Here is a 19,035-nt window from a genome sequence, read left to right on the forward strand (position 1 = left end):
TAGGACACATCATGAAAATTACTGTTCTCGATAACGCCACATTAGCAAATACATCACTTGCCTGTTTAGAGCAACTAGGGAGCCTTAAAACCTACGAACTTACTAGCCCTGAGCAAGTTGTTGAGCATAGCCAAGGGGCTGATATTTTAATTACCAATAAGGTCGTGTTAAACCGCGAAACAATTAGCCAACTAAAAAATCTAAAACTAATATGCGTGAGTGCTACGGGAACTAATAATGTTGATCTAGAGGCTGCAAAAGATCACGGCATTGCAGTTACAAACGTTGCAGGTTATTCAACACCTTCGGTTGTTCAACATACCTTCTCTTTAATCACAAACCTGCTAGGTAATACACACCGATATCAAGCTGATTGTCAGCAAGGTGCTTGGCAGAAAAGTGAAATGTTTTGCCGTCTTGACTACAGTTTTAATGATTTACAAGGCAAAACACTAACAATCATAGGCGGTGGTACACTAGGACACGCTGTTGCAAATGTAGCCGAGGCTTTTGGTGCAAATGTAGTTATGTCTGAGCGCAAAGGCGCACCATGCCGCGATGGCAGAACGCCTTTTGACGAAGCCATAAAAACCGCAGACATAATTAGTGTGCACTGTCCGTTAACAGAAGAAACGCGCAATTTAATTACCCTAAACGAATTTAAAGTCATGAAACCAAGCTGCATCATAATAAACACAGCACGAGGCGGTATTATTAATGAGGCGGATTTAACCAGTGCACTAGAGCAAAATATAATTGCTGGCGCAGGCGTTGATGTATTAACAAAAGAGCCTGCTGAGCTTTCAAATCCACTGGCAAATTATAAAGGGAGTAACCTATTGCTAACGCCGCATATTGCGTGGGCAAGCACCGAATCAATTGTGCGATTAGTCAAAGAGGTAAGTTTAAATATTAAAGCATTCAAACAAGGGGAGTCTCGTAGCCGCTTAGTTTAATACTCGCATTAGCGAAGTAACCTGAGCTCTGAATAGTAAATACCTTAATCATTGCTTGGGTTAAATAAACTAAAAAGTGGCTGTTTTTACCAATTTTTTTATTTTTTAAAATTAACGAAATACCCCACACAACGTAAGCAATTGATTGTAAATAAAATTTAAACTTGGCGTATACTTTGCGTTACTATCATTAATAATTAAGTAAAAATGATTAAGGTACATACAAAAATGAATAAATCTCTACTAGCAGCGGCACTTATTACTCCATTTTTAACGGGTTGTGTTATCGCCGTATCTGATGGTGAAGCAGAAACGCACTGGGCAGGTAATGACTCAACTAGCTGGCAAACTAAGCACAAAAATAATCGCGAAGCGATTTCTGAATTAAAAATGGATAGCAGCTACCAGTCGGTATTAACAACACTTAAAACCCCTAATTTTACCGAGTTACTAAAAAAAGGGGATGATGTGTATCAAGTCTTATTTTATGCAACTCATAGCATTCATTCTGATGGTAAAATGACTAAAGATGAGTGTACGCCACTTGTATTCAAAAACGATAAACTTGTCGGTATTGGTGACAGCGCATTAAATATGATTAGCCACTAAAATACAAAAAGGCCAGTAACGTTACTGGCCTATTTTATTAGTGAGCGACCACTCTATTACGGCCAGCCTCTTTTGCTTCATACAACCCTAAGTCAGCTTCTTCTAATAATGAATGCTCTGAGGTTGAGCGGCCATCTTCCATGGTTGCAACGCCAATACTGATAGTTATACATTGTGCATTTAACGATGTTTTGTGTTCTATATTTAATTTGTTTACAGCGCTTCTAAGCTTATTTGCAAACGCAATTGCTTCCTCTTTAGATACATCAGGTAAAATAGCCGCAAACTCCTCCCCACCGTAGCGGGCAATAAAGTCACTTCCACGTTTACATTGTGCCAATAAAGATTGTGCTACTTTTTTTAAACATTCATCACCGGCTCTGTGGCCATATGTGTCGTTGTATCGTTTAAAGTAATCTATATCCATTAGCAGTACAGATAGCACCGAGCCCCCTCGTTTACTTCTTCGCCACTCTCGAGACAAATTTTCATCAAGGTAGCGTCTGTTGGGTATTTCGGTTAATCCATCAATGGACGCTAACATTTCAAGTAAATCGTTTTTTTGTTTTATCAGTAATTGATTTCGTACTCGCACTCTAACAATAGAAGCGCTGAATGGCTTAGTAATATAGTCCATCGCGCCTAGCTCTAATCCTTTTGATTCATCAGCATGCTCTTGATTAGCAGAAATAAAAATAACTGGAATAGCCTGGGTAATAGGATTTTCTTTTAACTTAACAATAAGCTCAAAGCCGTTCATAACGGGCATTACAATATCAAGCAGAATCAAATCAAACTGTGTAGTTCTTACAAAAGCAAGTGCCTCTTCTGCACTTTTAGCTAAAAACACGTCATGCTCTTCACACAACGTTTTTTCAAGCACTAACCTGTTAAGTGGATCGTCGTCAACTACAAGCACTTTAGCTTTTTTTGACATCCACCGCCTCCAAACCTCTAATAAATACAATAACCTGCTTCAACTGCATAATAAGCTCTTTTATGATTTGATCTTCAGGGTCATTGGTTGCTTTAAGACTTTGTTCGCACTGAAGCGCACAAGACGATAACCGCTTAAAACCCAAGTTACCCGATACTCCTTTGATACTATGCACTAAACGTACCAATTCACCTTTAACAGTACATTCGTCAATTTGTTGTAATTGGGTCTCACATAGGCTAGAAAATTTATCAATCATAGTATTAAGTAACGCCTCATCAGCGCTAAATTGAGCTAAGGCAAATGCCCTATCAAAAAATACCGTTTTAGTGATCTGCATATCTGCAATAGCATCAAGTAGTACTTTTGCTACAACGGGCTTTGTTAAATGTTTATTCATACCGCATTTTAACGAACGCTCTATATCCGCAGGCTCACAATGCGCTGTCAATGCAAATATAGGCAATTGCTTATCGTCAAACTGTTGACGAATCAACGTAGTAGCTTGACAACCATCTATATGCGGCATTTGCACATCCATTAAAATCAGATCTGGTTTTAAAACTTGTAGCAGCTCCATACCATCAGATGCATTGGTTGAGGTTACAACATTTACATTAGCTTTTTCTAAAACACTACTTATAATTTCTAAGTTTAGTTTATTATCATCAATTGCCAAGATCAGTAAACCTGACACCTCTCTACTCGGTTGCTGTGCCTGTATATTAGCGTCACTTGCAATTTGCTTTAATGCAAAACCACTACTTAAATCAAATAATCGCTGCCCAAGTGCAGATGCTTTAACATGCTGCGCTAATAAGCCTTTGCTCATAGATGAACTAAAGGTTAGCTGATGATTAACGATAATGACCGATACAGTGTGTGAAGTAAGCGAGTCATATATTGCTTTTACACTTAATAGCTCAGGTAAATCAGCTTCATCAACAATAAGCTGATTATATCCTGAAAGTTTGATTGGGTAATTCAATGCTTCATCTAAATCAATACTGGTCAACTCTGAATAGGCTGCTACAGCGCGTTTTAAAGCTCGGCTTCGCTGGGATATAATAGCCAGAGCATCAACAGGCAACAGCTGATTTTTTGTATCGTCTACCTGTAAACTAATGCTGAAATAAAACTCACAACCAAGGCCTTTTTCACTGTTTACGGCTATCTCGCCGCCCATGAGCGATACAGCATGTTTTACAATAGCCAACCCTAACCCTACACCTTGATGGGCGCGTGTTGATGATTCATCACCTTGTGTAAAGGCATCGAATAAACGTAATTGGTCAGCCTCATTAATCCCGCTGCCAGTATCTTTTACACTAAAACAGATCGCTTGCTCGTTACTATCTCCCTCAATTAGCTCCATTTTTAAGGTAATACTGCCATTGTGAGTAAACTTAACAGCATTAGTTAATAAATTACCCAACACCTGCTGTAGTCTTATGCTATCGCAAATCAAACTAGGTGCAATTAAAGGGTCAACATCAATAATAAATTCAACCCCTTTTTGCTCACACAAGGGCCCTGTTAAGCTATCGCAAATATCAACAAGTTCCACAACCGTAAATGGGGCTAGTTTTAACTCAGCCTGTGCGCTTTCAACTCTGGCAAAATCAAGCATGCGGTTGAGCATTAATAGTAAACTTTGCGCAGCTTGCTTAGCTTGATCTGTTTGCTGAATTTGTCTTTGCGTAAGTCCTTGCTCTATAAGCATGTCAAGCAAACCTAACACCGCATTCAAAGGGGTACGTATTTCATGACTTAAGTTAGCAATAAAGCGGCTTTTAGCAAGGGTTGCGCGCTCAGCATTGTGCTTAGCTTTAGTTAATGCACTCACATCTTGTAAGTGGATAACATAATACGAAGGATCTCGCTTTTCATCCCACACGAGCGATACACTGAGTTGAAGCCAGCTAGTCAAATTTCCTCGTGCTAATGTTAAATGATAAACCTCTTTCTTATCATCAAGCAGCTGAGCTAGTCTTGTTTTAATTTCTTGCCACTGACTATCATCAAATAGCAGTTTAAGTTGCTCACCTACCAACACATCTTGCTCAGTAAATAGTTTTCTTGCTGCTTTGTTTACTTGCAATATAGTCTGATCAAGCGAAAGAAGCACAACACCGTTTGCAGCAAATTCAATAGCACTTCTAAATTTAGACTCAGACGCTTTTAGTGCATGTAAAGTTTGCTGCTGTTCTGTTATATCTCTACCGATCCCCATTGTGCCTAACAAGTGCTGCTGCTCATTGTAAAAAGGCGCAATCGTCAGTTGGTAAGACTTATCATCTGTATCAACGCGTTGCTGAACATTACTGCGATTTTGTAAAACCTGTTTTTCAAGAATACTTATTTGTTCGTATTCGTCAGTTATATCTTGTATACGCCTACCCACTAGCGCGCTTTGATCGCACCCAATGTACGCTTCAAATGCCTTGTTACACCCTAAAAAAGACCCATCAATATTCTTAAAATATATAAAATCAGGAACACTGTTTAACATTGTGTTTAGTAAAGCTAAATGTCGCTCTTTAGCTTGATAACTGCGTGTTAGTTTTTCTGATTGCAATTGCAGCTTTTCGTCAAGCTCTCGGTTTACATCTTGCAGCGAATCGACTAGTTGTCTGTTTTTAGCAAATACTAGTTTTATTTTAGTGAACCATGGCTGCCAATTAATAGGGATTTGATAATTAGACTCTTTGCTGTTATCGCTATTGCTTTGCTCTAAGTAATGCATAAGATGTGTCATAGGTTTTAAAAATATGCGCTGACTTAACCAAAAGAACACGCAAAACATCAAACTTAAAAACAGCGTTAAAAATATAAACTCGAGTAAAATTTCATACCGAATAAGATTTACAAAATCGGATTTAGGCTCATAAAATGCTGCATGTATTGGGAGGTTGCTTTTTGGCTGCATAAAAAAGTTTGTGCCACTGGTTAACACCGTTAATTTTTGTTGTGATGCCGCCATTTCAGGCCAGTATTCTTTAAGTGTGATCCCCTCAGCTATCGCATTTTTTGTGCTTGCAACAACCTGATCAAACCGATTAACAAATATATATTCGCCCTGATTTGGCGTAACTTTTTTTAGCCAAGCAGAAATAACCTCCACATCGTAAATAACGATAATATAATCACGCGAGCCAAGTTCTCGCTGGCGTCCGATTGAGTAGTAAGCCTTCCCGTCTATATTTACAATCGGGCTTGAAGATAAAAGGCTGCCTGAAAAGTCTGGTTTAAATCGCCCTTCAAGAATCTCTGTTAGTAATAAACTCTTGCTCTTATTACGCCTAGCTACAAATGCAGCGCCATTTTCATCAACATACGCAACGGCGCTAAGCGACTGCATAAGTGCCAGAGTTGTATTAAACGAAGGACCTAATTTAACTAACTGTTGCCACTTTGAAAGTTCATTTGGTGAAAGATTAAAATCTCCTTTACCTACAATCTCGGTGCCTTGTTGAGTAAAATGGCGATAGTAATAACCTTCATACTGATTAATACCTTCAAATAAATTACGATTAGCAAGACTCAGTGCGGGCTGCTCGTATAAGTTAAGCATATTAGCCATTAAATCACTGATTGATTGCATGCCATGATTTATTTGGGCGGATATATTAAGAAAATCAGCGTCACGTTTTTCTACTGTGCGCTCAAGCTTGATATTGTAAAGATGTAAACACAGTAAAAAAGCAACGATTAAAGGCACCAACAGGGCAACAATTAAAGAGCGATAATAATGTTTGAGAGGTAAAAAATTCAACGTGCAGTCTGCCATTTGGCCCGAAAATCAATCATTAGACTATCGAGCCAAATAGTTAAGCGCAAGTTATAAATTCTCTTCTGCAAATGAAGCCAACCGACTCCTTACAACACCATTAAGATTTATAGTTGCACTGCCTTCAAAGTTTTTAAAACGCTCTACTATGTAGGTTAAACCTGATGTGACTGGCGTTAAATAATTACTGTCTATTTGCGCTAAATTACCGGTGCAAATGAGCTTGGTGCCTTCTCCGCATCGAGTAATAATTGTTTTAAGTTGAGACGCTGTTAAATTTTGGCTTTCATCTAAAATCACCACCGCATTTTGAATACTGCGCCCACGCATAAAATTAACCGACTTAAACTGTACATTGGCCTTTTCCATGATGTAATTTCGGCTCGATATTGGGTTCTCGTCACCCTTATGGAGCACTTCTAGCGTATCGGTAATAGCAGCGAGCCACGGCGCCATTTTTTCCTCTTCCGTACCGGGTAAAAAACCAATAGACTCTGCAATTTCAGGGGTATTTCGGGTCACAAGCACTTTATCGTAAATACCTTTTTCTATAACCAACTCAAGTGCACAGGCAAGCGCTAATAACGTTTTCCCACATCCAGCGGGGCCCGTTAAAATCACCAGCTCAATGCTAGTATCAAGTAATGCATCAAGCGCCATACCCTGATAAATATTTTTGGGCTTAACGCCCCATGCATGATGATGCATTAACCGCTCAACACTAATATCTTTTATAGTAATGTGCTTATCATCAAACGACTTTACCCTAGCTGCAAAGTGATTACTCTCGTCAAGTAAATACTCATTACAAAATACATCGGGTATTAAATTTTTAGGCACATGATGATACGTATCTCGCCCGTGCTGCTCTGTATTGCATTGCCCTACATGTTCCCAAAAATCACCCTCTACTTTTTTATATCCGCTAGTGAGCAAATTAATATCATCAATAAGCTGATCTGTTCGGTAATCCTCTACATATTTAAGCCCTGCACCTTTAGCTTTTAAGCGCATGTTTATATCTTTGGTAACCAATATCACTTTTGAATCGCTATGCTGCTTTTGTAAATATACAGCACAGTTAATAATTCGATGGTCGTTTTCATTGCCTGGCAAACCCGAAATTGAGTCTGCGAATAAATGGTCGTTAACAATAATGAGCGTACCGGCAGAGCTCGACTTTGCTTTTTTATTACTGGGTAAGGCTACACCTTGTAGCATTTGTTCAGGGGTTGCGTTTTTGAGTACCTCATCTAAACCACGAATTGCAACGCGGGCATCGCGGCTTACATCGTGTTTTCTATCTTTAATATGATCAAGCTCTTCAAGTACGGTCATCGGAATAACCACGTTATGTTCTTGAAAAGACAAATAAGCGAGGGGCTCGTGGAGGAGTACGTTGGTGTCTAGCACATACATTTTACTTTCAAGGTTCGAAGCTTTTTCCATAGCACTTTCCTTACGTTTTATGATTTTTATGCTATACCAAAATAACTAAGTAAAACGGGCAAAAATCAAAACCTGCAATACTTAATTGCCAAGGCATATTGAAAGTTTAGTCTATTTGTCATAAAAGTCCGTTTTATTACAACCTGAATTTAGTTTTTATTTACCTTTTTAATAGGTTAAAAAATGGCGGTTTTATTCTTTATAATTAACACTTATAAAATTAATTAAAAGTGAGCTAAATAGCGCCTTGCAGTGGTGTTAGCTTACAGGTAACATAGCCGCCCTTTTCATCATAGACGAGACATACATGAATTTTTCCTTAGGTCAGCGTTGGATCAGTGATACAGAGTCAGATTTAGGATTAGGCACCGTTGTTGCCATTGAAGGCCGCCAGGTCAGCATATTATTTCCAGCCAGTGGTGAAAACCGTGTTTACTCTACAGCAGAAGCACCCGTTACCCGTGTGGCATTTAATCCAGGCGATGTGATCAAAAGCGTTGAAGAATGGGAATTAGAAGTCGAATCTATTGAAGTACAAGGTGAGTTACTTTGCTATGTGGGCACCCGTGTTGATAACGGCGAAGAAGCAAAGTTAAAAGAAACCTTTTTAGATCATTTCATAAAATTTAATAAGCCACAAGACCGTTTATTTGCCGGCCAAGTAGACCGTTTTGATCGTTACACGCTTCGTTACCAAACATGGCAACATAAATTTGAACGCGAGCAATCACCTATAAAAGGATTGATTGGTCAACGCGCTAACCTTATTCCGCATCAGCTTTACATTGCCCAAGAAGTGGGTAAACGTTTTGCACCACGCGTATTATTATCTGACGAAGTAGGCTTAGGTAAAACCATTGAAGCAGGCATGATTCTGCATCAGCAAATTATTAGTGGCCGCGCCAGCCGTGTACTTATTGTTGTACCTGAAAACCTTCAGCACCAGTGGTTAGTCGAAATGCTACGCCGCTTTAACCTACGTTTTTCTATTTTTGATGAAGAGCGTTGCGACGAAGCCTTTGCCGACTCGCCAAATGTATTTGATACAGAGCAGCTAGTCCTTACTAGTCTTGAGTTTTTAACCAAGAAAAAGCGCTGGTTTGAACAAGCCACATTGGCTGATTGGGATCTATTAGTTGTTGATGAAGCGCACCACTTAAGCATTAATAACGGTAAACCAAGTACTGAATATCAGCGCATGGCTGAGCTAAGCCAAGATATTCCAGGCCTTATTTTACTTACAGCAACGCCTGATCAACTAGGCCATAGCAGTCACTTTGCACGTTTACAATTGCTCGACCCTGACCGTTTTTACGACTACGACGTATTCAAAGAAGAAGAAGCCAATTACAAAGATGTAGCGCAAGCTGCAAACCAGTTATTGCAAGAGCAAGCTCTTGACGACAATGCAAAAGCAACGCTTATCGAGCTATTAAAAGAAACCGACATTACCGTCATTCTTGAAAAAGCACAGCAAGGTGATTTACCAGCGCGTAAAGAAATACTTAACATGCTACTCGACAGACACGGTACTGGCCGTATATTGTTCAGAAATAGCCGCAGTGGCATTGATGGCTACCCAAGTCGTAAATTGCATGCCTATCCAATGGCATTACCAAAGCAATACAAAACGGCCATGTCGGTATTAGGTAACATGAGTGGTATTCAAAACGCTGAGCTGAGCGCGCATCGTGCTCTTTTTCCTGAAAAAATATTCCAAGAGTTTGAAGGTGAAAGCGCAAGCTGGGGCGCCTTTGACCCTCGCGTAGATTGGTTAATCGAAACACTTAAAACGCTTAAACACGAAAAAGTACTCCTTATTTGTGCCAAGGCCGAAACGGCTATTAGCCTTGAACAAATACTGCGTGAACGTGAAGCGATTAAAGCCTCGGTTTTCCACGAAGGTATGTCAATTATAGAGCGTGACCGCGCGGCCGCCTTTTTTGCAGACGAATACGATAACGCACAAATATTATTGTGTTCAGAAATTGGCTCAGAAGGTCGTAACTTTCAGTTCTCACATCACCTAGTGTTATTTGATTTACCATTAAACCCAGATTTACTAGAGCAACGAATTGGTCGATTAGACCGTATAGGGCAAACACAAGATGTAAACATTCACGTGCCATATTTTGAAAACACGGCGCAAGAAGTGTTACTGCGTTGGTACAATGAAGGCCTGGATGCGTTTGAAACCACATCAACAACTGGCCAGCTATTGTATAAAGAATTTCGTGATGACTTACTCGAGTTTATTTCAGCCCATAACTGTGATGAAGACGAACTTGACCCACTCCTTGAGCAAGTCGCTCAGCAAAATACTGTGCTACGTAAAAAAATGGAAAGTGGACGAGATCGTTTATTAGAACTGCACTCATCGGGGCAAGGCGCCGCCGACTCATTAGTTGCTGATATTGAAAAGCTCGACAACCAGTTTGAGCTGCCCAGCTACATGATTAACGTGTTCGACACCTTTGGTGTAAGCCAAGAAGACAAAGGCGAAAATACAATTATATTAAAGCCTACAGAGCATATGTTAAGCGCGTCATTTCCATCGCTTAAAGATGACGGCATGACAGTGACATTTGACCGTGATACTGCACTTTCGCAAGAAGATGTACATTTTATCAGTTGGGATCATCCAATGGTGCAAGGCACGATGGATATGATTTGTGATGATGACTTTGGTAGCGCATCGGTTGCTTTACTCAAAAACAAAAAACTCCCTGCGGGCACCTTTTTTGTTGAGCTTATTTTTGTAGCCGAAGCAATGGCGCCTAAAGCATTACAAGTGGGCCGCTTTTTACCTCCAACGCCTATTCGTATATTGCTTGATAAAGCCAGTAATAACTTAGGCGAAAACGTCGCATTTGACGGGTTTAACCAACAGCTTTCAGCCGTTGGTCGTCAAACAGCAAGTAAACTTGCGGGTGCGTTACAAAGCGCAATTCACCCTATGATCACAACTGCAAAAGACATGGCACAAGAAAAACTCGAGGTTATTCGTGCACAGTCGCTAGCTAAAATGCAAACGTCTCTTAGCGAAGAACAAGAGCGATTAAGCGCGCTTAAGCAAATTAACCCTAATATTCGCCAAGAAGAAATTACCTTTTACGATAAGCAACGCACCGAGCTAACTGCACACATTGAAAAGGCGCAGTTACAACTAGATGCAATTCGCTTAATCGTGGTTTCTCACTAAGGTTTTGAGCTTTTAGTTGTTAGTAAAAATTGCAAACAACAGCAGCTAAGTAAAGCGTGGTATTTATACCGCGCTTTTTTATATTCAAAAAAGTATATAAATTAGAAGCCTTCGTACAGGCTATCAATGTTTTCCTTGAGCCTTTGCCCTTGCTACCCTAAAATAGCGTCCTTCAAAATCATTAAGGTCGGCCGTGTTAGTTAATTACAATCCCCCAATGAACCCGTATTTAACCATACTTTTTCAAGACGACGACTTGCTCATTGTTAATAAACCCAGCGAATTATTGACCGTACCGGGTAAAGATCCTAAGCATGCCGACAGCTTAATTAACCGCGTTAATCGCGTATTTCCAACTGCAAGAATTGTTCATCGTCTTGATATGGCAACGTCTGGCATACTCTGCCTTGCTATGAATAAAGCTGCACACCGACATTTAAGTATGCAATTTCAAGATCGCGAAACCGCTAAGCGTTATATAGCTCGCGTTTTTGGTAAGCTTGAACAAAACAATGGCTCGGTTGATTTACCCCTTATTTGCGACTGGCCTAATCGCCCAAAGCAAATGGTAGATCATGAAAATGGCAAGCCATCACTCACTCATTTCAAAGTACTTGAACGAGAAGAAAACGCCACACGCGTAGAGCTCACTCCAATTACGGGGCGTTCACATCAATTGCGCGTACACATGCTAAGCCTTGACCACCCTATTTTAGGTGACCGACTCTATGCTCATAAAGAGGCGCTTGCAGCCGCACCGCGTTTACAACTCCACGCACAAATGTTGCAACTAAAACACCCAGTAACCGAACAAGTAATGACCTTTGAAGCAAAACCCGAGTTTTAATGGGCTCAATTACTTAGGAAAAATTAAACTTTTAAACAAGCATGCCGATACCTAACTAATGACGACTGGTTGAGCGTGTTATGGTGTTTTTGCAATTATTTAAAAAGGTTCTGTGTTACATGGCGTTTAGCTGTGTAGCCCTTTTAGGACTCTGTACAACGGCTGCAGAACATATTGCCCCGCCTTCTTTATCAAGTATTGAAAATAGCGATATTAAACGCCTTTTACCTACCGACGAAGTAAAAACAATGCTAGCAGGTGAAACTGAATTTTTAAGTTTACGTAGTGAATACATGAGCGCTGATTTTAGAGGGATTGTATTACTTATTCCCGATTGGCAATCAACCCCTACCAACAATGCTGGAATGAGTTACTTACGCAAAGAGCTTAACAATTTAGGCTACACCACCTATGCGATGACCACCCCTGATATTGATTGGCAAGCGAGTAAAATAGCTGAGTCTGCTGCAGAAACAGCACCAAGTGCCGCCACTGAAACAGAGAGTCAAGCCAACAGTGAATCAGAGCAGCCTGATGCTTCAAGTAAAAATGAAGCGCCTCATCATGTGGATGCCATTGAAGCCATCAGCGACGAAATACTCGATAACTACAAACTAAATTTACTTGCTCGCTACAAAGCGCTTTACCAAACCGCGATGCAAGAACCCACTAATATCGTTGTAATTGCGCAAGGCACCAGCGCAGGGGTTTTAACTGAGTACTATGCAGACTTTCCACAGGAGCGTATTGATGCGTTTATTAGTGTAAGTAGCTATCTGCCCAATGCAAAGCGCAATAAAAGCTTAAGCCAAACAACGTCTCTTGTTACGCCTGCATTTTTAGATATTTATTACGCCAGCGACAACCGTGATATTTTAATTAACTTAAAAAATCGCCAGCGCTGGGTTAACCGAAACGCCAAGTTTGACTACCGCCAGCGCCAGTTATTTGGGCTTCGTGATCAACCTCAACAACATGCTCGGCTAACAAAAGAAATAGACGGCTTTTTACGCCGCCTTTTTTAAATACTCATAGGCTGCTTGAATGTCTTGGCTTTTTTTAACCGCCAATTCCATCATATGTTTTGGTAAACCTTGCGATACTAATTTATCAGGGTGATGTTGCGCCATTAACTTTCGGTACGCTACTTTTACTTCCCGCTCGGTTGCCCCATCGTTAAGTCCTAAAAGCCCAAGCGCTTGCGCACGATTCATATTATTGTTGGGGGGTACATGGTGCCCTGAGCCTTCTTTATAACTGCTACTTTGCCCTTGCTGCTGTTGGTAACGCTGTTGCTGTTTTCTAAAGTTAAATTCAGCTTGATAGCGTTTAAGTACAAACGCAAAATGAGTTTTAGAAATACCTAACTGCTTGCTTACTTCACTTAATAACTGCTTTTCTTGGTCAGCTAAAACGCCATCAGAAAACGCCATTTGAATTTGTATTTCTAAAAATAATTGCAGTAAATCATGACGCTTAGCAAAGCGTTCTTTAAAATCATAGACGGTTTCTTTTAATGAAAAGTCGCTTTGTTTACCCGCTTGAAATGCATGCTGTGCTTCACGGCGTTCTTCGCCTTTCAAACCCATTTCGTCCATAAATAAGCTAGCGGCTTTAATGTGTACCTCGCTTACTCGGCCATTAGACTTTGCAATATGCCCCATCACTGCAAAGCAGCTTGAAAAGAATAGCGCTTGACGCTCGTGGACATCATCACCATTAAATAAACTTGAAAAACCACCCGCCTTATCAAAATTATTTTTTAAGCTTTTATCAAATAAATGACCAAGGTATAACCCTAAAATAGCACCAAAAATTTTGCCAAACATAAAACCAAAACAAAATCCGAGTATTTTTCCCCACATGTAAACGACTACTCCTATTAATTATGTGTCGGCTTACGCCAAGCGCTCATTTAATGCCATTAAACGCGCTGGTGTGCCTATATCATCCCAATTACCAATATAAAGCTCGGTAGACACTAAATGCTTACTTAGTTTTTCTCGCAATAACGGCCCAAGCGGACGAATGCCCGGCTCTAAACCATTAAAAAAGTCAGCCTGATAACGACTAATACCCGAAAACGTATATTTTTGACTATCTGGCGATAAATGGCTCAATGTAAAATCCCCACCAAGATTGTGTGGGGGATTTTCAATAAGCACCAAATGTGCCTCTCCTGGCTGTAAATGTAATTGCATAAGCGAGCTTACATCGTAATCGGTAAATACATCGCCATTTATCACAATAAACGACTCACCCAATAAAGGAAGTGCTTGAATAATACCACCGGCGGTCTCAAGGCCGCCTTCAACTTCTTGGCTATAAACAATATTTACACCAAATTGACTGCCATCTTTAAAGTACGCTTTAATTTTATCACCCTGCCATGCAAGGTTTATCACTATGTCGGTAATGCCAGCGGCCTTTAAGTTATTAACATGATGCTCTATTAGTGGTTTATTTTGCACTTTAAGCATAGGTTTAGGCATAGTTTGAGTGAGCGGCATCATGCGCTGCCCACGCCCTGCGGCTAAAATCATGGCTTTCATAAATTTACCTGCTCTAATCTTTTAGTCACTTTTGGCACTATCGTATTTTTAACCCAGTCACTGAGTGCATTGAGTTCAGGATAGCGTTCAGCAACATCTACAATATATTCAAGGGTAGGCAAAATATTAGCTAAATAACCGGCCTTACCGTCACGCAAATACAGGCGACAAAATATACCTGCGGCTTTTAAATGACGCTGTAAACCCGTTAAGTCAAACCAAACTTTAAATTCTTCAAACGACGTGTTAGTGACTAAGCCTTCGCGTTTAAACTCGTTATATCCAAATACTAGTAACTGAGCGAGTTCATTGTTAGGGAGCTTAAAATAGCAATCGCGTAACAACGAAACTAAATCGTAACAAAGTGGCCCGCGTACGGTGTCTTGGTAATCAATTATTGCCCACTGAGAATCGCTGTGCATAATATTACGGCTGTGGAAGTCGCGATGAACTGTGACCGTGGGTTGTTCAAGCATGGTTTTAGTGAGTAGATCACAGCTCAACTCCCACATTTTAAGTTGGTTTGTATCAACGTTTTCAGCAATAAACTCTTTTACTAACCATTGGCTGAATATCGACAATTCAAGCGCTATAAAGTCTTTACCATAGGCCTGCATATCTGAAGCCTCAGGCGTTTGTGCCCACTTGGCTGATAAACTTATTAACTGTGTGTAGTAGTCGGTTCTATTTGCATCATTAAGCATGTCGGCTAAGTGTGTGCTGCCTAAATCAGTTAAAATAAAAAAGCCTTGTTGTTCATCACTTTTAATAATATGCGGTAACAAAAAACCCTGGTCAGTAAAAACTTGATTCAAAGATAAATATGGTGCGTTATTGACCTTTTGTGGATCGGAGTCCATTACAATAAAGTGCTGATTATTAATTGTTAAGCGAAAATACCGCCTAAAACTCGCATCTCCGGTTATCGCCTCAAGGGTATCTGGCTGTTTGCCAAAGTGGGTCGTTATGAAGTGTTGTAAATTATCAAAGCGTGTCATTTTATAAGATATCTATTTTTAACTAAGTTAATTAGGTCAATTACTGTATTTGCCATTATTTTCCTTTATTATGTGTAAATTATATTTATACACACAGTATTAGGGTCAATAAATGAGCAAAACCTGGGGCATTTTGATGCTAAGCGTAGTTAGCGCACCATCGCTTGCCGAAACTGAACTGACACACAAACTTTGTGGCACTTCAATGCAAACCAGAGCTTGGCAACCGCTACCTGGCGTAAAACTCGGTAATGTTGACATTAAAGCTGATGATGTAGAACTCCTTGGTACTCAAAGCGCCGAATTTACCGGCAATGTTGATATTAACACCGTTAATATGAGTTTGTCCGCACAAACTGCATTGATAGACAAGCAACGTGGTTTACTTAATGCCACAGGTCCTATTGTATATCGCGATGCTGTTAGTAACGTAAATAGCTCAGGGTTAAATGCCGATTTAAATAATTCAGAAATTAGCCTGTTAGGTGCTGATTACAAGCTAACAGAACAACAAGGTAAAGGCGGTGCTGAAAAGCTCACTATAAACGATTCTGGCTTAGTACTGATGAATGCAAGCTTTACTGCTTGTCCGGGCGAAACCCCAGCTTGGGAAATTGAAGCCGACGAGATTAATTTATCTCGCGAAGAAGGTTGGGGTGAAACTCACAACGCCATACTTCGAATTTTAAATACCCCTGTTTTATATTTACCTTATTTTACTTTTCCATTAGACGAGCGCCGTAAATCGGGATTACTCACGCCTAGTATCTCAAGCTCAGACAAGTATGGCTTAGAAACCATTACTCCTTATTATTGGAATATTGCGCCTAACTTAGATGCCACCATCACGCCGCGTTATATGGCTAACAAGGGTTTGCAATTAAAAACAGAGCTTAGATATTTAACCAAGCAACATGAAGGCCTAGTGGGTATAGAATACCTAAACAAAGACGACTCAGAGCCAGCGCTTGGTGAGCGCTACATGTTTCATTGGCAGCAAAAAAGTTACTTAAACGAAAATTGGCGAGCAAGTGTTGACGTTACCAATGTAAGCGACGATAACTACATTACTGATTTAGAATCTAATTATGCAAGTAAAACCGACACCCAACTTTATCGTACCGGCGTACTGACTCATTTAGGAGACACATGGCGGACCGATATAAAAGTTCAAAACTTTGAGGTACTGGGTGATCACTTAGAGTCGTACACTGCTATACCACAAATTAATTTCACACAAACAGCACCATGGAAATTTGATCATTTTGATTTTAGCGTGTCTGGTGAGTTGAGCCATTTTACCAACAGCTCTGCAATTATAGATCAAGCAACTCGAGTTCATATTGAGCCAAAAGCACGGTTTGATTACGACCAATACGCATGGTCATTTTTATCTGAAGTAAGCTTATTACAAACAAATTACGATCAACAAGGTGACCTATCTGGCACACAGTTTAAGCAAAGCGTATCGCGTACTTTGCCAAAAGTACGTTTATATTCACAGCTTAATTTTGAGCGCGATACGTCCTACCTTGTCCAAGACGGCATTCAAACACTAGAGCCGCAAATACAGTATTTATATACGCCTAATAAGGATCAATCTGATATTGGTTTATACGATACAACCAAATTACAAGACGATTATTACGGCTTATTTAGAGACACACGCTTTTCTGGTGTTGATCGAATAGCTGCTGCAAACCAGTTTACGCTCGGTGCAACAACGCGCTTATTTGATAAAAAACAAGAAGAGATTTTTAACTTTAGTGCCGGACAAATCTTTTATTTATCTGATGATGCCAAGCCAACCGAGCAAAGCTTAAACTCAGATACCAATTACAATGCATTATTTGCAGCGCAAACCATGGTACATTGGCATCGTCGTTGGTATTTTTCTGCGGGTATACAGTACAACACTGATAGCAAACAAATGATTCAATCAAATGCCACTTTAGATTACAAAGGTGATAATAATCAGCTAGTGCAATTGAACCATCGCTATGCAAATGATGTCTCAGGAAATACAATCGAGCAAACGGGTGTGTTTACAAGTATTCCAATAAGTGACGAATGGCAGTTTATTGCAAGCTATCATCGCGACCTTGAAAACAACCGAAGTGTCGAAATATTAAGTGGGTTGCAGTATGAATCGTGCTGTTGGGCGTTTCAAATTACTGGTCACCGCCAAATCGAAACTGATTTAAATCAGTCAATAGGTACAGAGCAAGCCACCTTTGATTCAGGTATTAGTTTTAATTTTGTACTAAAAGGACTGGGAAGTAAAAGCCGCTATGATGCACAAAAACTATTACAACAAGGTATTTTTGGCTATCGTAGACCGTATTTTCTTAATAACTAGTATCACAAACGTACTATTAGCAAGAGTAGTAAATAGAACATGACTTTAAAAAAATTATTAGTATCAACCGTTTTAAGTATCAGCCTGTGCCAAAATGCATTTGCTGAACCAGTAGAAATTGACAAAGTTGTTGGCATTGTAAACCAAGGTGTTATTTTACAAAGCGAAGTAAACTCCATTGTTGATCGCGTAAAAAAGCAAGCCCAAGAACAAGGTCAACAATTACCTAAAGACGAAACTTTACGTGTGCAAGCCATGGAACGTTTAGTTAGCCAAGCACTGATGATGCAAATGGCTGAGCGCATGGGTTTACAAATTTCTGACAGCCAGTTAGATCAAACGCTTGCTAACATTGCAAAAGAGCAAGGCGGTACAATTAGCGATTTACGACGAACGGTTGAAGCATCTGGCGATAGCTTTCAAGCATACCGTGAAGAAATACGTAAAGAGATCACAACACAACAAGTTACCCGCGCAAACGTTGACCGCCGCATTTATATTAGTGAGCAAGAAGTCGATAATTTATTAAAAATAATGGCTAGCCAAGGTCAAAGTGCGGAAGAGTATGATATTGGCCACATCCTGATCGATATTCCTAACGAAGCAACAGCAGATGAAATATCAGCGGCTAAAACCCGTGCTGATAAAGTTATTGAATTACTTAACGACGGCCAAGAATTTAAACGCATTGCAATTTCATCATCAAGCGGCTCAAAAGCACTTGAAGGCGGTCAATTAGGTTGGATGGGTATAAATGAGATGCCTTCTCTTTTCGCTGAAGCTGTAAAGAGTAAAAAGAAAGATGCTATCGTAGGGCCACTTCGCTCAGGTGCTGGCTTTCATATTATTAAAGTTCAAGATGTGCGTGGCCTACAAGTAGTTGAAACAACAGAAGTGCGCTCACGCCACATACTTATTGAACCTTCAATTATTCTAAGCGAAGAAAAAGCACGTAATATGCTTGCTGGTTTTGCTAAAGACCTACGTGCTGGCAACGCTGATTTTGGCGAGCTCGCTAAAGAATACTCTGAAGATCCAGGCTCTGCACTCAAAGGCGGTGAATACGATTGGACTGATCCAACTACCTATGTTCCTGCGTTTAGAGATACATTACTATCGCTCAAACAAGACGAGATTAGCGAGCCTTTTAGAACCCAGTTTGGTTGGCATATAGTACAGCTACTCGACAAACGTGTTGCTGATAAAACTGAGTTAGCAAAACGTAACCGCGCACATGGCATGCTATTTAACCGTAAATTTAAAGAAGAAAGCTTCAACTGGCAGCAAGAAATGCGCGAACAAGCCCATGTTGAAATTTTCCCTACAGACGAATAAA

General features: G+C 40.1%; 13 protein-coding genes. 7 read left to right on the plus strand and 6 right to left on the minus strand.

Annotated features, from left to right (window positions below; all coding sequences use genetic code 11):
* Positions 1-11 precede the first annotated feature (11 nt).
* Entirely contained in the window at positions 12-956 is a 945-nt protein-coding gene (locus MTP24_RS13630) for a D-2-hydroxyacid dehydrogenase (protein ID WP_243531675.1), read from the plus strand.
* Positions 957-1,184: 228 nt separating this feature from the next.
* A complete protein-coding gene (locus MTP24_RS13635; RefSeq protein WP_243531677.1) occupies positions 1,185-1,565 on the plus strand; it encodes a DUF3192 domain-containing protein in 381 nt (126 codons plus the stop codon).
* Positions 1,566-1,602: 37 nt separating this feature from the next.
* Here MTP24_RS13635 and MTP24_RS13640 read toward each other — a convergent pair whose 3' ends face one another.
* From MTP24_RS13640 to MTP24_RS13650, 3 genes are all read right to left on the minus strand, one after another.
* Entirely contained in the window at positions 1,603-2,502 is a 900-nt protein-coding gene (locus MTP24_RS13640; protein ID WP_203985064.1) for a diguanylate cyclase, read from the minus strand.
* Positions 2,486-6,277 (minus strand): PAS domain-containing hybrid sensor histidine kinase/response regulator, encoded by a 3,792-nt coding sequence (locus MTP24_RS13645; protein WP_243531680.1) that lies wholly within the window; start codon positions 6,275-6,277, stop codon positions 2,486-2,488. Before MTP24_RS13645 ends, MTP24_RS13640 begins: the two co-directional genes overlap by 17 nt.
* Positions 6,278-6,343: 66 nt before the next feature.
* Positions 6,344-7,741: a PhoH family protein gene (locus MTP24_RS13650; RefSeq protein ID WP_243531682.1), complete on the minus strand. Its 1,398-nt coding sequence runs from the start codon at positions 7,739-7,741 to the stop codon at positions 6,344-6,346.
* A gap of 307 nt (positions 7,742-8,048) precedes the next feature.
* Here MTP24_RS13650 and rapA point away from each other — a divergent pair, with 307 nt between their 5' ends.
* From rapA to MTP24_RS13665, 3 genes are all read left to right on the plus strand, one after another.
* Complete coding sequence (gene rapA, locus MTP24_RS13655) at positions 8,049-10,943, plus strand: RNA polymerase-associated protein RapA (protein ID WP_243531684.1); 2,895 nt, start codon at positions 8,049-8,051, stop codon at positions 10,941-10,943.
* A 193-nt stretch (positions 10,944-11,136) separates the two neighbouring features.
* Positions 11,137-11,790 (plus strand): bifunctional tRNA pseudouridine(32) synthase/23S rRNA pseudouridine(746) synthase RluA, encoded by a 654-nt coding sequence (rluA, locus tag MTP24_RS13660; protein ID WP_243531686.1) that lies wholly within the window; start codon positions 11,137-11,139, stop codon positions 11,788-11,790.
* 119 nt (positions 11,791-11,909) lie between these two features.
* Positions 11,910-12,815, plus strand: coding sequence for a DUF3530 family protein (locus tag MTP24_RS13665; RefSeq protein ID WP_243531688.1), 906 nt, complete (start codon positions 11,910-11,912; stop codon positions 12,813-12,815).
* On the opposite strand, the gene djlA is transcribed toward MTP24_RS13665, so the two are convergent.
* Genes djlA through MTP24_RS13680 form a run of 3 tightly spaced genes read right to left on the minus strand, consistent with a single transcriptional unit; the run spans position 12,798 to position 15,340 of the window.
* Complete coding sequence (gene djlA, locus MTP24_RS13670) at positions 12,798-13,655, minus strand: co-chaperone DjlA (RefSeq protein WP_058429690.1); 858 nt, start codon at positions 13,653-13,655, stop codon at positions 12,798-12,800. The two genes, MTP24_RS13665 and djlA, sit on opposite strands and share 18 nt — an antisense overlap.
* A gap of 33 nt (positions 13,656-13,688) precedes the next feature.
* Complete coding sequence (gene murU / locus MTP24_RS13675) at positions 13,689-14,342, minus strand: N-acetylmuramate alpha-1-phosphate uridylyltransferase MurU (RefSeq protein WP_243531690.1); 654 nt, start codon at positions 14,340-14,342, stop codon at positions 13,689-13,691.
* A complete protein-coding gene (locus tag MTP24_RS13680; protein WP_243531692.1) occupies positions 14,339-15,340 on the minus strand; it encodes a phosphotransferase in 1,002 nt (333 codons plus the stop codon). The genes murU and MTP24_RS13680 overlap by 4 nt, the downstream gene beginning before the upstream one ends.
* Before the next feature lie 112 nt (positions 15,341-15,452).
* Here MTP24_RS13680 and lptD point away from each other — a divergent pair, with 112 nt between their 5' ends.
* Together lptD and surA are read left to right on the plus strand one after the other, a co-directional pair.
* Positions 15,453-17,699 (plus strand): LPS assembly protein LptD, encoded by a 2,247-nt coding sequence (lptD, locus tag MTP24_RS13685; protein WP_243531694.1) that lies wholly within the window; start codon positions 15,453-15,455, stop codon positions 17,697-17,699.
* Between the two features lie 39 nt (positions 17,700-17,738).
* Positions 17,739-19,034 (plus strand): peptidylprolyl isomerase SurA, encoded by a 1,296-nt coding sequence (gene surA, locus MTP24_RS13690; RefSeq protein ID WP_006793224.1) that lies wholly within the window; start codon positions 17,739-17,741, stop codon positions 19,032-19,034.
* The last annotated feature ends 1 nt before the right edge of the window (position 19,035 follow it).

Source organism: Pseudoalteromonas sp. APM04, from assembly GCF_022809815.1.
GTDB lineage: Bacteria > Pseudomonadota > Gammaproteobacteria > Enterobacterales > Alteromonadaceae > Pseudoalteromonas > Pseudoalteromonas marina.